Annotated in this window: 10 protein-coding genes; 4 read left to right on the top strand and 6 right to left on the bottom strand. The window is 57.2% G+C overall.

All coding sequences use genetic code 11. The features are described from left to right. Positions 1-93: 93 nt before the first annotated feature. The 3 genes from IM265_RS08645 to shiA form a co-directional block, all read right to left on the bottom strand. Complete coding sequence (locus IM265_RS08645; protein WP_193031626.1) at positions 94-1,857, bottom strand: aminopeptidase P family protein; 1,764 nt, start codon at positions 1,855-1,857, stop codon at positions 94-96. Positions 1,858-1,875: 18 nt separating this feature from the next. Then, complete coding sequence (locus IM265_RS08640) at positions 1,876-3,330, bottom strand: AMP nucleosidase (RefSeq protein WP_041909184.1); 1,455 nt, start codon at positions 3,328-3,330, stop codon at positions 1,876-1,878. Between the two features lie 73 nt (positions 3,331-3,403). After that, positions 3,404-4,720, bottom strand: a complete 1,317-nt coding sequence (shiA, locus tag IM265_RS08635; protein WP_193031628.1) for a shikimate transporter — start codon at positions 4,718-4,720, stop codon at positions 3,404-3,406. A 255-nt stretch (positions 4,721-4,975) separates the two neighbouring features. Between shiA and pagP the strand changes: the two genes are divergently transcribed. Next, the gene (gene pagP / locus IM265_RS08630; protein ID WP_193031630.1) at positions 4,976-5,551 is read left to right on the top strand and encodes a lipid IV(A) palmitoyltransferase PagP; all 576 of its coding nucleotides are present in this window, start codon (positions 4,976-4,978) and stop codon (positions 5,549-5,551) included. Here the strand turns inward: pagP and IM265_RS08625 are convergent. Genes IM265_RS08625 through IM265_RS08615 form a run of 3 tightly spaced genes read right to left on the bottom strand, consistent with a single transcriptional unit; the run spans position 5,548 to position 10,657 of the window. Then, positions 5,548-6,513 (bottom strand): acyltransferase, encoded by a 966-nt coding sequence (locus IM265_RS08625; protein ID WP_045629806.1) that lies wholly within the window; start codon positions 6,511-6,513, stop codon positions 5,548-5,550. The genes pagP and IM265_RS08625 overlap by 4 nt on opposite strands. After that, positions 6,510-9,572, bottom strand: coding sequence for an efflux RND transporter permease subunit (locus IM265_RS08620; protein WP_193031632.1), 3,063 nt, complete (start codon positions 9,570-9,572; stop codon positions 6,510-6,512). Before IM265_RS08620 ends, IM265_RS08625 begins: the two co-directional genes overlap by 4 nt. Continuing rightward, entirely contained in the window at positions 9,572-10,657 is a 1,086-nt protein-coding gene (locus IM265_RS08615; protein WP_193031634.1) for an efflux RND transporter periplasmic adaptor subunit, read from the bottom strand. Before IM265_RS08615 ends, IM265_RS08620 begins: the two co-directional genes overlap by 1 nt. 396 nt (positions 10,658-11,053) lie before the next feature. Between IM265_RS08615 and IM265_RS08610 the strand changes: the two genes are divergently transcribed. From IM265_RS08610 to ldtA, 3 genes are all read left to right on the top strand, one after another. Next, a complete protein-coding gene (locus IM265_RS08610; protein ID WP_028013745.1) occupies positions 11,054-11,485 on the top strand; it encodes a universal stress protein in 432 nt (143 codons plus the stop codon). 47 nt (positions 11,486-11,532) lie between these two features. Beyond that, on the top strand, positions 11,533-14,226 hold the full coding sequence (locus IM265_RS08605) for a cation-transporting P-type ATPase (RefSeq protein ID WP_193031636.1): 2,694 nt from the start codon (positions 11,533-11,535) through the stop codon (positions 14,224-14,226). Between the two features lie 61 nt (positions 14,227-14,287). Beyond that, positions 14,288-15,184, top strand: coding sequence for a L,D-transpeptidase (ldtA, locus tag IM265_RS08600; protein WP_048999830.1), 897 nt, complete (start codon positions 14,288-14,290; stop codon positions 15,182-15,184). Positions 15,185-15,281 lie beyond the last annotated feature (97 nt).

Here is a 15,281-nt window from a genome sequence, read left to right as displayed (position 1 = left end):
GTAAATGCAAAACGGCAACCTTGTTGCCGTTTTTAGTGTTTTCACCCTCTCCCGTGGGAGAGGGATGGGGTGAGGGCATCAGACCGCACGAAATTACACACGAACCGGCGCCGTCGCCGCCTCCAGCCACGAACGCGCCTCGCTATTAACCAGCGGTGACAGCGCCTCACGTACCTGCTGATGATACTCATCCAGCCACTGCTTTTCCTGCTCGCTCAACAGATCCAGCTCGACCTGGCTTAAATCAATCGGGATCAGCGTCAGAGAAGCAAACTTGCAGAACCCCGGACGGCTCTCCACTATCTCCACCTGGTTTTCAATGCGAATACCGTGGCTATCGCCCAGATAGTATCCCGGTTCAATGGTCATGATATTGCCTGCCACCAGCGGCCACGGGTTGACCTTTTTGGCGATGCGATGCGGGTTTTCGTGGATCAGAAGCTGGTGGCCCACGCCGTGCCCGGTACCGTGATCGTAATCCAGCCCCATCTCCCACAGCGGACGACGCGCGAAAGCATCCAGCTGGTGCCCCTGCGTACCGGAAGGGAACTGCAGGGTAATCAGCGATAGAAAACCTCTCAGCACGGCGGTGTAGTGCAGACGCTGCTGCGAGGGGACATTACCCCACGCCAGCGTGCGCGTGGCATCGGTGGTGCCGTTAGCGTACTGACCGCCCGAATCGTTCAGGTAAAAATGGTTATGGCCGAGGGGCTTGTTGCTGGCCTCGCTTGAATGATAGTGGCACATCGCCGCATTGCTCGAAGAGGCGGAAATGGTCGCGAAACTCTGCTCGATAAAACCGGGCTGCTGTTTGCGAAATGCCAGCTGCTGCGCCTGCACTTCCAGCTCCGTTAGCGGTTGTCCCGCCGCACGCAGCGGCACTTCGCGGCTCAGCCAGGCCAGGAAGTTGACCCACGCGGCGCCGTCCTGGAGATGGCACTCGCGATACCCTGCCAGCTCGACCGGGTTTTTGGTAGCCTTAATCAGGGTAATGGGATCGGTTCGCCAGACAATTTCACCGCGCGGTTCAATGGCAAAGCGCAGGGCCACCGGCGCGGAGTCGGCATCAACCATTACCCGCTTCCCTTCAGCAAGTTGCTGACAGCGCTCAATAAAGGTGTCCTGTGGCGCAATCGTGAAGGCGTTCAGAACTGCATCAGGGAGTTCTGCGAGCTTATTATCGTTAACAAACCACTCAACGCGGCCGTCGCGACCGAGCAGGGCAAATGAGAGCGGTACCGGACTGGTGGGGATATCTGAGCCGCGCACGTTGAGCAGCCACGCAATGTTATCCGGCAGCGTAACGGCCAGGTAGTCTGCGTTGTTTGCGGCCAGCACGGCGGCAACGCGCTGACGTTTGTCTTCGCTGCTTTCACCGCTTATCGCAACCGGCATTTCACGGATAAGCCCCGCCGGTGCGGCAGGGCGATCGGTCCATAAGGCGTCAAACGGTGACGCGTTCAGCGGCACGAGCGCGCACGGTGTGGCAGACAGCTGCGTAAACTCGGTATTCGTCATCAGCATTGGGTCAAAACCGATGCGCGTGCCCGCCGCGACGTTTGCCGTCAACCAGTCTGCCAGCGGCTCGTTGTGCAGATGGTGGATCTCAACCTCATCCATATTCACCTGAACGCGGGCCTGCACCTGATAGCGCCCGTCGACGAACAGCAGCGCTTTATCCCTCAGTACCAGCGCGACGCCAGCAGAGCCGTTAAAGCCTGTCAGCCAGGCCAGCTTTTCGTCGTTCGACGCGCAATTCTCGCTTTGCCAGGCATCGGTGCGCGGAACGATCATCCCGTCGAGGCTGTTTTCCTGAAGCCACTGACGCAGGGCAGAGAGCGGAGTAGGGGTGTGCATGGTTTTTCCTTATTGTTATTAGCGGAACGGCGGCTCGTTGAAGGTGCGCAGCTTGCGCGAATGCAGTCGGTCGCCTTCCGCCCGCAGCAGGTCGATGGCGCGAATGCCGATCTGCAAATGTTCGGAAATCGCCCCTTCATAGAAACGGTTGGCCTGACCCGGCAGCTTAATTTCGCCGTGCAGCGGCTTATCGGACACGCACAGCAGCGTGCCGTAAGGAACGCGGAAGCGATATCCCTGGGCGGCGATGGTGGCGCTCTCCATATCAATTGCCACCGCTCGGCTCAGGTTGAAGCGCAGCGCGGAGGCGGAGTAACGCAGCTCCCAGTTGCGGTCATCCGTCGTCACTACCGTACCGGTACGCAGGCGCTGTTTGACCTCTTCACCCGGCATGCCGCTGACCTCTTTGGTGGCGTCGTAGAGCGCGCGCTGTACTTCGGCGATGCTCGGGATTGGGATATCCGGCGGCAGTACCGCATCCAGCACGTGGTCGTCGCGCAGATAAGCGTGGGCCAGCACGTAATCGCCAATCAGCTGGCTTTCGCGCAGGCCGCCGCAGTGGCCAATCATCAGCCACACGTCGGGGCGCAGCACCGCCAGATGGTCACAGATGGTTTTGGCGTTCGACGGGCCGACGCCGATGTTGATCAGGGTGATCCCCTGACCGTCGGCGGTGATCAGGTGCCAGGCGGGCATCTGGTGTTTTTTCCACGCCAGATCGGAGATGGCCTGCTCGGGGGCTTCGGTCTCGGCGGTGATCCAGATCCCGCCCGCGCAGGAGAGGGCGATATATGGACTGTCCGGATCAAGGATCTGGCTACAGCCCCAGCGAACGAACTCATCCACGTAGCGGGTGTAGTTGGTAAACAGCACAAACGGCTGGAAATGCTCGGCGGGCGTGCCGGTGTAGTGGCGCAGGCGCGCCAGGGAGAAATCCACCCGACGGGCGTCAAAGTGCGACAGGGGGGAAAACTCTGCCGGGTGATAAATCCCGTCAGCCGTCTCATCGCCAATCTGTGACAGTTCCGTCGTTGGGAAGTGGCGGGTCAGTCCCGCGCTCATGGAGCGGTCAAGAGTTAGCGCCGAACCGTCAATCACGTACGGGTACGGGATCTCATGCTGTGAAGGCTCCACGGCAATGTGCGCGCCGTAATCCTGATACAACAGCGTTAGCTGCTCTTCCAGATAGGGGCGGAACAGTGCAGGGCGGGTGACGGTGGTGCTGTAGCAGCCGGAGTGGGTAAAACGGGCGTAGGCGCGGGTTTTCGGCGTCGTGCTTGCGCTGCCGTCCCAGGTCACAGAGAGCGATGGATAAACAAAAAGGCCTTCGTTTCTGGCCTTTTGATCGGGAAGTTTCCCCGTTTCGATGTATTCGCTGATGGCGCTGCGCAGCGCGTTGACGGACTGTTCATACAGCGCGTCGAGTTTTTCCAGCGCCTGAGCCGGGGTCAGGCTGGAGCCCTTATTATTCATCTCTGTCTCCTTGTTCCACAGGTGTGCGACTCTATCCGATAGTATGTCACACGCCTGTGAAACAAAAGGGAGATCAGCGGTGGCTCGTCTCTTTCATCAGAAGCGCCGTTGCCGCCGACAGCAGGCAGCCGGCCAGCAGATAAATCGCCACGCTGTGCCAGTTACCGCCGGAGAAGGTCACCAGCGCGGCGGCAATAAACGGCGTAAACCCGCCGCCGACCACGCTTGCCACCTGGTAACCCACGCCCGCGCCGCTGTAGCGGTAGCTGGCGCCGAACAGTTCAGTAAACATCGGCTGCTGCACGCAGACCACCATATCGTGAGCGATGTTCGCGAGCATGATGGCAAAGAAGACAATCCAGAAGATCGACTGCGCCTCCAGCGCCATAAAGAACGGCCAGGCGCTGAGGCTGCCAATCAGCGCCCCGGTGATATAGACGCGGCGGCGGCCAAACCGGTCCGCCAGCCAGGCGAAGCAGGGGATGGTCAGACAGCTGATTCCGCCGACCAGCAGGCCAATATTCAGGAACAGTTCGCGCGGCAGGCCGAGGTTCTGCGTCGAGTAGTTCAGCGCAAAGGCGGTGACGATATACATCGTCAACAGCTCGCACAGGCGCAGGGCGATGATTTTCAGAAAAGCGCCAGGGTGCCGAATCAGGGCTTCCATCACCGGCAGCCGCTTTTTGACGGACGGCTCCTCACGCTGTTGCTGTTCGAACTCTGCCGACTCATCCATCCCGTTGCGGATCCACAGCGCGGCAATGACCAGCACGATGCTGAAGATAAACGGTATGCGCCAGCCCCAGCTCAGAAACTGCTCGTCGGTGGTGAGCTGGCTGATTAACGATACCAGCCCGGTGGAAAGCAACAGCCCGACGCCGTACCCGACCTGTACGCCGCTGCTGTAAAACGCTTTCTTGTTTTTTGGCGCGCTCTCAACGGATAACAGCGCCGCGCCGCCCCATTCGCCGCCCACGGCGAAGCCCTGAATGGCGCGCAGCGTCACCAGCAGCACCGGCGCCCACCAGCCAATAGCGGAAAACGAAGGAAGAATGCCAATCAACGCGGTGGCGATCCCCATCATCCAGACGGTAAGCATCAGCATGCGCTTGCGGCCGAGGCGATCGCCGAAGTGGCCGAAGATCACCCCGCCCAGCGGGCGAAACAGAAAGCCGACGCCGAAGGTGGCAAACGCGGCGAGCGTGCCCATCGCAGGGCTGACCTGGGGAAAAAACTCGCGGTTAAACACCAGCGCGGCGGTAATGCCGTAAAGCAGAAAATCATACCAGTCGACGACGGCACCTGCGAAGCTGCCGAGTGCAGCGCGGCGGGCGCGATTGAGCGAAGGTGTCTCCTCGTTGGGACGATCGGAGATGAGGGTGGAGTCCATAGTTGTCCTGTCCGTACTGTTTTTTATTATTGGTATAAGAAAAGGTCACTCACATAGCTGCCGTCATATAAACGGAACCTATGAGACTACCGCGACAAAACGCCTGAGAAAACGTTTTTATCTTTCCGGAAGGCGCTGAATAAATAAATTTCATCTTCCCCTGCCTCGAGATAAATCAGTCTGTTTGGCTCCGGTTCGTGCTGAATGGATTACAGTAATAGATACCGCTGCGTGACTAAAGCTGAGGGAAAAACGATGCAACGTAACTTTTCGGCATTCTGGATGGTCCTGTTTTTATTCGCCGCACCGCTTCATGCCGAGCCGAAAGTCTATGGCGAACAGCGTATTAGCGGCTGGTGGAGTGCGCTGACGGATGATATCTCCCAGACCTGGGAACAGCCGCAACGTTACGATCTGTACCTGCCGTTTCTGAGCTGGCACGCCCGCTTTATGTACGACAAAGAAAAAACCGACAATTACAACGAAATGCCGTGGGGCGGCGGCCTGGGCGTGTCCCGCTATAACGAAGAGGGCAACTGGAGCGCGCTTTTCGCAATGATGTTCAAGGACTCGCACAACGAATGGCAGCCCGCGATGGGCTATGGCTGGGAGAAGGGCTGGTATCTGGATAATGCCAAAGATTTCCGCCTTGGGCTCGGTGCCGCCGCGGGCATCACGGCGCGAGATGATTTTGCGAACTATGTGCCTCTGCCGTTCATCTTCCCACTGTTTTCTGCCGGCTATAAGCGCGTTACCGTCCAGTTCACCTATATTCCCGGAACGTATAACAACGGCAACGTGCTTTTTGCCTGGCTGCGCTTAGGCTTTTAAAGGGTGATCACCTTTTTTGCCACGGCGTTAGACAATACCAGCATGGAGAAGAGAACAGAGGTGACGAACGTAAGCACAATCAGCGCCAGCTTCATGCCGAGAGAGGTCACCGGTATCAGCGCCGTCAGCAGATGAAACACCGAGTAATGCACAATATATACGCCGGTCATCGTTTTGCTGATGGCGGCCAGAATGGACTCCTTTAATTCAGCATTGCGGCGAAAGCGAACGCCGTTCGCCGCAATCACCAGGGCAATAATCAGGATGTAGATCTGCGAGCCGGTGAGAATAAAGGCGTTTCTGTCGGCCTTAAACAGGGCAAAAAAGAAGTGGCGCTCGTAAAACCAGGTGAAGAGATAGATAAACGGGATGGCGACAACCGCCGCCCGGACCACATTTTTGCGGCTTATCCACTCGGCGACTTTTGGGTCGCAGAAGAGCTGCCCGGTCAGATAAAACAGCAGCCATGTCCACAGCCGATACTGCGGCGAAAGCGAAAGGACGTGCGTTTCAGGATAAAGCGCCGATAACAGATCGTATCCGTAGGAAAAGCACAGCAGAGCAGCAATCGCGCCGCAGAACAGCGATCTCCGCTGGCTAAGCCACTCCACCGCCGGGTGGAAGGTGTAAATCACGACAAATGCGAACACGAACCAGGGCTGAATTAAATACCCGCGCTGATAAGGCTCCCACAGGTAGTAGATCGTTATCCAGAACAGAAAAACAATCACCAGACTTTTTATTTTACCCAGCTGCCAGCGTGTGCCGTGCCGGGATTGCCCGTCGAGATAGCCCGACACCACAAAAAACAGCGGCGTGGCGATGGTCGAGATAAAGGTTAAAAAGCCCAGGATCCAGTGATAGTCATAGTCATAATGATCCCAGGTATTGTAGATGGTGAAGAAGGTGACCGCCGTCATACAGCCCAGCGTCTTGATAATGTTCAGCCCTGTCGCATTCATTGTTGTTTGGCTTCGTCCTTACGATGGAAACACGCATAGATCACGGGGAGTACCAGTAGCGTCAGGATTGTAGCAAACCCCAGTCCAAACATAATCACAACGGCCATGCTCTGGAAGAAAACATCCAGCAGCAGCGGTGCCAGGCCAAGTACGGTCGTGAACGCGGTGAGCAGGATAGGGCGCAGGCGCGAGGTGGCGGCATAAACGATCGCGCTGTGCTGATCCTTGTGCGTTTTCTGCTGTTCGATCTCTTCCACCAGCACGATGCCGTTGCGGATGAGCATTCCGCTCAGGCTCAGCAGACCAATCAGCGCCATAAAGCCAAAGGGAATGCCGGTAATTAAAAATCCTGGCGTGACGCCAATCAACGCCAGCGGTACGGTCAGCCAGATCGCGACGGCATTTTTTACCGAGCTGAACATCAGCACCGTAATAACAAACATCACCAGATACCCGAGAGGTAGCGTAGTGAACAGCCCTTGCTGCGCTTCGCTGGAGTTTTCCGCGTCGCCCCCCCACTCGATGCTGTAGCCGTGTGGCAGGGGAAGGGCATCCACCTGCGGCTTCACGCGGGCGAGAATATCACCGGAGGTTTGCTGGCTCAGCGGGTCCGGATCCGTCTGAACCGTCAGTACCCGCGAGCGGTCGCGTCGGAGAATGAGCGGATCCTCCCACTCCAGCGAGAAGCGGCTGACGACGTTACTCAGCGGGATATACTGCTGCCGCGTCTGGCTCCACACCAGCACGTTGTTCAGGTGGCTGGCGTCCAGCCTTTCGCTTTCTGGAGGCCTCACCACCACGGGCAGCAGGTCACTGCCTTCCCGATACAACCCCGCCCGGCTGCCGGAGAAATTCATCTCCAGCGCGTTGTCGACGTCCTGCTTATCCACGCCAAGCTCGCGTCCCAGCGCGGCGACGTACTGCGGACGGATCACTTTGCTGCGGTTTTGCCAGTCGTTTCGGACGCTCCCCGTGGCCGGGTCGCGCGCCAGGATATCGTCCACCTGGCTGGCAATCAGACGCAGCCTGTCAGGATCCGGGCCTTTAATGCGCACTTCAATGGCGCTGTCGCCGGAGGGCCCAAACATCACCCGTTTCGTGCTGGCGTTGACCTGCGGGTAGTTACGCGCGATGTACTCATCCACGTAGCGCGTCAGCGCGGAGATGCTGCGCTGGTCATCCATACGCACCATGATCTGCGCGTAGTTGCTGTACTGCCGCTGTCCGCTGTAGGTCAGAATAAAGCGCATGCTCCCCTGACCGATGGTCGAGACGGTGGTTTCCACGCCGGGCCGTCCCTTGATGGTTTTCTCAATATCGCCGGTCATTTTCTCGGTCCATTTGATATCTGTCCCGTAAGGTAACCAGAGGTCGACAAAGAAAATCGGCGTATTGGACGACGGGAAAAAGTTTTGCCGCACCGCGCCAAACCCCCAGACAGACGCGGCCAGCAGGGCGGCCATCACTACCAGCGTCGGCGCTTTATGGTGCAGCAGTGCGTTCAGCAGGTGCTGGTAAAGGCGGTAGAGACGTTTGTCGTAAGGATCTGACTCGTCAGTAGTGTCCGGCGCGCTGTCGTTTTTAAACAACCACCACTTAATCAGCACCGGGGTGAGGGTGAGCGCCGAGAACCAGCTCAGCATCAGGGAAATCAGCAGCACCTGGAACAGAGATTTACAGTATTCCCCGGTGGAATCCTGCGATAGCCCGATAGGGGCAAACGCAAGGATGGCGATCACCGTCGCCCCCAGCAGCGGCAGGGTGGAGCGGCGGATGATGTTGTTAACGGCGGTTAACAGCGGGGAGCCCTGCTGCCGGGCAATCAACACCCCTTCGACAATCACGATGGCGTTATCCACCAGCATGCTGAGGGCGATAATCAGCGCCCCGAGCGAGATGCGCTGTAGCTCAATGCCACACAGATACATAATCAGCAGCGTGCCCAGCACGTTAAGGGCGAGAGAAACCGCGATGATGATCCCGCTGCGTACCCCCATAAAGATCAGCAGCACGCCGATGACAATCGCCAGCGCCATCAGGAAGTTAATAATAAAACCGTTAACAGAGTGGCCCACTTCGGCTGCCTGATCGTAAAACAGATCTATCTGTATGCCTGCCGGTTTTTCCGCCGACATCTGGTTTAGCTTCGCCTCCAGCGCGTGGCCCACGTCGATCACGTTCACGCCGGGAATAAACGAGACGCCCATGGTGACGGCTTTTTTGCCGTTGGCATGGTAGATACTGGCGGGCGATTCGTTCAGCCCGCGCGACAGCGTGGCGATATCCCGCAGGCGCGTCGCCGCCCCGGTGCCGGAAGGCGTGATGATGAGATCCGCCAGTTCATCGAGATTCTCGAACTCACCGGTGGGGTGCAGACGAATGGATTCGCTGCCGGAGGTGATTTCTCCGGCGCTGGAAACGACGTTGAGCCTGCTGAGCAGGGCGGAAAGCTGGTTCAGCGTAATGCCGCGCGCGGCCATTTTGGTCAGGGAAATATCGATGTTGACCTGTTGGCTAATGGCCCCGCCGATGGCGACCTTCGCGACGCCGGGAACCAGAATCAACGCGCGGCGCAGCTGCTCTGCATATCTCACCAGTTCAGGATTACTGAATTCATCCCCGGAAATGGCGAAGAAGAAGCCGAACACGTCGCCGAAATCGTCATTCACAAAGGGCGTAACGACGCCGGGCGGGAACTGACGCGAGGCATCGCCCACGCGGCGGCGCAGCTCATCCCAAATCTGCGGCAGTTCGTTCGAGTGATAGCGTGAAGCGATATTGACGGTGATTTGCGACAGCCCGTTTGAAGAGATGGAGCTTACGTTGTCCAGATAAGGCAGCTGCTGAAGGGCATTCTCCAGCGGCAGCGTCACCTCTTCTTCAACCTGCTGAGCGGATGCGCCGGGGTAGTGGGTAACCACCACAGCGGTTTTGATGGTAAAGGCGGGATCTTCCAGCCTGCCGATATTCAACAGGGCGAAAATCCCCCCAATGCCCAGCAGCAGAATCGTTAGCCAGACGCGAACCGGGTTATTAATAAATTGACGAGTGATATCCATTACAGTCCCCGCTCACGCGTCCAGATACGCACCGGCTGGTTAGCATGGAGCTCTCCCACGCCTGCGGCCACCACGCGCTCGCCCGCCTTAAGCCCGCTGGTGATCGTCACGCCTTCGGTTATCACTTGCCCCACGCTGACCTTGCGGTCTTCAAGATGGAGCGTGTCGCCTTCTCCCGCCACGACCCAGACGTGCGGCTCATTGCGTGGGCTGTTGTCCGGGTTAAAGACGGCCTCAACCGGTACAACCAGCGCCTGAGCGCCCGCGCCAGCCGGGAGGTTGGTTAAATTGATGGTCACCGTACCGCTTACGCCACCGACGGCGGGAAAATCATCTGGTCGCGGCATGGTCAGTATCACCTGCCAGGTCAGGGTATTACTGTCGCTGCTGCCCGAGTGCTCTTTGTAGACGGCGGTAAATTCCCGATCCGGAATGGCGTTAATTCTTACTACCGGACGATACTGCGCGTTGCGGATATCAAAGGTCTTAAACAGGTTTTCAGGGATGCTGAACACCACGTCAAGCAGATCGGTGCGGGTTAACGTCGCGATGGGCTGACCGGCAGACACCACCTGATGGTTTCGGACATGTACGCTGGCCGCCGTCCCGCTGAAGGGGGCGACGAGCGTCATCTGATTCAACTCTTCTCGGGCAATCTGCAGCGCCGCATTCGCCGAATCGCGGTTCGCACGCTGCACGTCCATTTCGGCTTTCGAAATCGCCTGGCGGCCCGCCAGCGTCTGGAAGCGATCGAACTGCCTCTGGGCCAGCGTCGCCGCCGTCTGCCTGTCGTTAACCCGCTGCTGGGCTTCACGGGCGTTCAATCTTGCAAGCTGTTGGCCCTGCTTGATGGCTGCGCCCTGACGCACATCGAGCGCTTCAATTTGACCAGCGCGCTTGAAGGAAAGGTCTGTGGCATCGCCCGATTCAATGCGGGCGGGAAAAACGCGCTGCTGGGCATGACCGGGAACCGTCACCTCCGCCACTTTAACCATTCTGGGCAGGGGGGAGGCTTGCTCAGGTTTAGGATCGCACGCCGTGAGCGTTAACAAAACGAACGGTAAAAGAGAGAGGTAACGTTTCACTGTATTCCCCTAATAAATAACTGTTTTATTTATTCCATAACCTGGACAGGGGTGACACTATTCTGCCAGAACAGTGACGACCATATAGGTAAATAAACCAATCGCCGTGCTGGCGATAATGGCAAGCGCAATAAACATACCCAGTCGGATCAGGCTTATGCCATACATACATTCCTCCATGAGCCGGAAGCGGTAACTCACTATGAGCATAGTCGGCGAAAAGATAAATGTTAAATAACCATTAGCAGTGGGGACGCGCTAAACCTGAAATTCCTGTGCTACGTTTAATATTATTCATCTCTTTTACCGTAACTGGCATTAAGGGCAACCCCCTGCATTTAATGCGTTTTTTTTGCTTCATTCACTCTCATGTTGGTTATAAAAAGGATGCTCGATATGTATAAAAACATTCTCGTTCCGGTGGATGTCTACGAGACAAGCCTGGCGGATAAAGCGTTGCAGCATGCACAGTTTCTGGCGCAAAGCGCATTGGGTGACATTCATTTGCTGCACGTCATGCCAAAATTTTCAGCCGAGCTGACGCGCGGTTTTATTTCAGATGCGCGAAAGATGGATGAATATATGATTAATAATTCAAAAGAAAAACTGTCTGACCTGGTCAAAAAATTGAATTTGCCAGAAGAGCGCGTTCACCTCCATGTTCGCAGCGGAAATGTTCGTGATGAGGTTATTAAGCTGGCGGATGAACTTGCTGCTGGCGCGATTATCGTCGGCTCCCGCAATCCAAATATTCAAACCCATTTGTTAGGATCGGAGGCGGCAAGTATTGTTCGTTACGCCCATGTTCCTGTTTTCGTTATTCGTTAATTTCATGAAAGCAAGGTGATTTCTGAATAGAACCTGAGGAAGCAACAATGAAAACAGGAAAACCTGAACGTCCGTATTATCAACAAACCGTTGATGAAACCCTGTCGAATATCCACTCCACTCTGGAAGGACTTAGTGGCACTGAGGCATCAGCCCGACTTCAGCAGCATGGTGAGAATGCGTTACCGCAAAAAAAGGGCAAACCCGCCTGGCTGCGCTTCCTGGCGCATTTTAACGATGTACTGATTTACGTTCTGCTGGTGGCCGCGTTGCTTAAGCTCTTTATGGGCCACTGGGTAGACATGTTTGTGATCCTTGGGGTTGCCATCATTAACGCGCTGATCGGCCATATCCAGGAGAGCAATGCTGAAAAATCGTTGCAGAGTATTCGCAATATGCTCTCCAGCGAAGCCGTGGTGGTACGACAGGGGAATCATGAAACGATCCCCACTACGGCGCTGGTCCCGGGCGATATCGTGGTGATCCGCGCCGGGGATCGTATCCCTGCGGACCTGCGCGTGATTGAGGCGCATAACCTTCGCGTGGAGGAGGCCATCCTGACTGGCGAATCCACCGTTGTTGAGAAAAACAGCGATGCGTTAAGCGGGGAACTGCCCTTAGGCGATCGCTATAATCTGCTCTACTCAGGCACCACCGTCAGCTCCGGCGGCGGTAAAGGCGTGGTGGTGGCAACCGGGGGGGAGACCGAGCTTGGCCACATCAACCAGATGATGTCCGACATTGAAAAGCACCGCACGCCGCTGATGGTGCAGATGGACAAGCTCGGTAAGACCATCTTCATCACTATCCTGGTGATGATGGTAGCGCTGTTCGTCTTTAGCCTCCTGTTCCGGGATATGCCGGTTTCTGAACTGGTGCTGTCGCTTATCAGCCTCGCCGTTGCCGCCGTGCCGGAAGGCCTGCCGGCCATCATTTCCATCATCCTTTCGCTTGGCGTACAGGCCATGGCGCGTCGCAAGGCCATTATTCGCAAGTTGCCCACGGTGGAAACCCTGGGCGCAATGACGGTCATCTGCTCGGATAAAACCGGCACCCTGACGATGAATGAAATGACGGTCAAAGCGGTGATTACCGCTGACACGACCTATCGCGTGGAGGGCGACAGCTACGAACCGGTGGGGAATATTCACCCCGTAGATGACCCGACGCCCGTCAGCGTGACGCAGGGTTCCCTGCTGGAACGCTACCTGCGCACCATTGACCTCTGTAATGACAGCCAGCTGATCAAAGACGAGCAGGGGCTGTGGAAAATCACCGGAGGACCAACCGAGGGTGCCCTGAAGGTGCTGGCGGCGAAAATCCCGCTCCCACCGCTTGATACGGAAATGCGCAGTAAAATCCCGTTTGATTCGCAGTATAAATACATGTCCACGCTCTACCGACTGGGTGAAGAAGAGGCGATTTTAATCACCGGCGCGCCGGACGTCCTGTTCCGCCTCTGCCAGTACCAGCAGACGAATGACGGACTGCAGCCGTTCGATCAACCTTACTGGGAAGGCAAGATTGAAGAGTATGCCCGGGAAGGGCTGCGCATGGTGGCGGCGGCCTGGAAACCTGCCCGCGAGGGACAGCGCGAGCTGGATCACCAGGACCTCCATGATGGCGTGATCCTGCTGGGTATTGCAGGAATGATGGATCCGCCGCGTCCGGAGGCCATTACCGCGATTGCCGACTGTCTGCAGGCCGGGATTCGCGTGAAAATGATCACCGGCGACCACCCGCAAACGGCCATGAGCATCGGGCAAATGCTGGGGATTGGTAACGCCGCAAGCGCGATCACCGGACGCGAGCTGGAGGCGATGGACGACCGTCAGCTGAGCGACGCCGCGCAGCAGTACGATATTTTCGCCCGAACCAGCCCGGAGGATAAATTCCGCCTCGTGCAGGCCCTGCAAAGTAAACAGGAAGTGGTGGGCATGACCGGGGATGGCGTAAACGATGCCCCGGCGCTCAAGCGGGCGGATGTGGGTATCGCCATGGGGATTAAGGGGACTGAGGTCACCAAGGAAGCCGCCGACATGGTGTTAACGGATGACAACTTTGCCACCATTGCCAGTGCGGTCCACGAGGGACGGCGGGTTTACGATAACCTGAAAAAAACGATTCTGTTCGTTATCCCGAGCAACATCGCGCAGGCCCTGCTGATCATCATCGCGCTGCTGGCGGGGAACCTGATTCCGCTGACGCCGGTCCTGATCCTGTGGATGAACATGGCGACATCAGCAACCCTGTCGTTTGGCCTGGCGTTTGAAGCGGGTGAGAAGGACATCATGAACCGGCCACCGCGCAAGGCGAATCTGCATGTGATGGACGGCTACGCCATCTGGCGCGTGGTGTTTGTCGGTCTGATGATTGCCATTAGCGCCTTCGTGCTGGAAGCCTGGCTACAGCCACGCGGCTACTCGGCGGAATTCATTCGCACCGTGCTGCTGCAAACCCTGGTGACCGCGCAGTGGTTCTACATGCTCAACTGTCGCGTTAATGACGGCTTCTCGCTGAGCAAAGGTCTGCTGGCGAATAAAGGGATTTGGATCGTGAGCGGCGTACTGCTTGCGCTACAGCTTCTTATCATTTACGCCCCGTTCATGCAGATGCTGTTTGGCACCGAAGCGCTGCCGTTCCGCTACTGGGTCATTACCTTCCTGATTGGTTTTGTGATGTTCCTTATTGTCGAGGCGGAAAAAGTGCTGACGCGCAGATGGCGTAAAATCGAAGCGTAATAGCGTAAACTGAGAAAGCCTGCCTGAGTCCAGGCTTTCTCTTTTGTGAGCACAGGAAATTATGATGCGACTTACCTGGTTCGTCCTTACGCTGTGTGCCGCTGTTCCCAGTGCGTTTGCCGTAACCTATACCCTACCGCCGGAAGGCAGTCGGCTGGTGGGAACCCCGATTACCATCACCGTTCCCGAGCGCAATACGTTACCGCTTGAGGCCTTTGCTGCGCAGCACGGGCTGGGGCTCAGCAATATGCTGGAAGCGAACCCGGGCGTGGATCCTTTTTTGCCCAAATCCGGCACCCGGCTGGTCATTCCTCAGCAGCTGATTTTACCCGACACCGTGCGCGAGGGGATTGTCGTTAACGTGGCGGAAATGCGTCTTTACTATTACCCTCCGGGCAGCAATACCGTTGAAGTACTGCCCATCGGCATCGGTCAGGCCGGGCGCGAAACTCCGCGTAACTGGGTCACGGCGGTTGAGCGCAAGCAGGAGGGCCCCACCTGGTCACCTACGCCGAACACGCGTCGTGCCTATGCGGCAGAGGGGAAAACGCTGCCCGCCTTCGTGCCCGCCGGGCCGGATAACCCGATGGGGTTGTATGCGATATATATCGGCAGGCTATATGCCATACACGGCACAAACTCCAATTTCGGCATTGGGCTGCGGGTGAGCCAGGGCTGTATTCGTCTGCGTAACAACGACATTAAATATCTTTTCGATAATGTCCCCGTGGGCACCCGCGTGCAGCTTATCGATCGCCCCGTTAAGGTGACCACGGAGCCGGACGGCAGCCGCTGGGTGGAGGTTCACGAACCGCTGTCACGTAACCGGGCGGAATTTGAATCGAGCCGGAAAGTGCCTCTGCCCATCTCCGCCGCACAGCAGACACAGTTGATAAACGAGGGGGCGGGCGCTGAACTGGAACGGCGGTCGGGGATGCCGATTAAAATCGGCATGTGAAGGCATAGTGCGGGCTGGTGCCCTCACCCCAACCCTCTCCCACGGCAGAGGGGGAACACACTAAAAACGGCAACCCAGTTGCCGTTTTGCATTTACC

The sequence above is a fragment of the Enterobacter cloacae complex sp. P17RS genome, from assembly GCF_014895885.1.
GTDB classification, from domain to species: domain Bacteria; phylum Pseudomonadota; class Gammaproteobacteria; order Enterobacterales; family Enterobacteriaceae; genus Enterobacter; species Enterobacter bugandensis.
The sequence above is the reverse complement of the archived record's forward strand: the minus strand, read 5'-3'. Positions and strand labels throughout refer to the sequence as shown.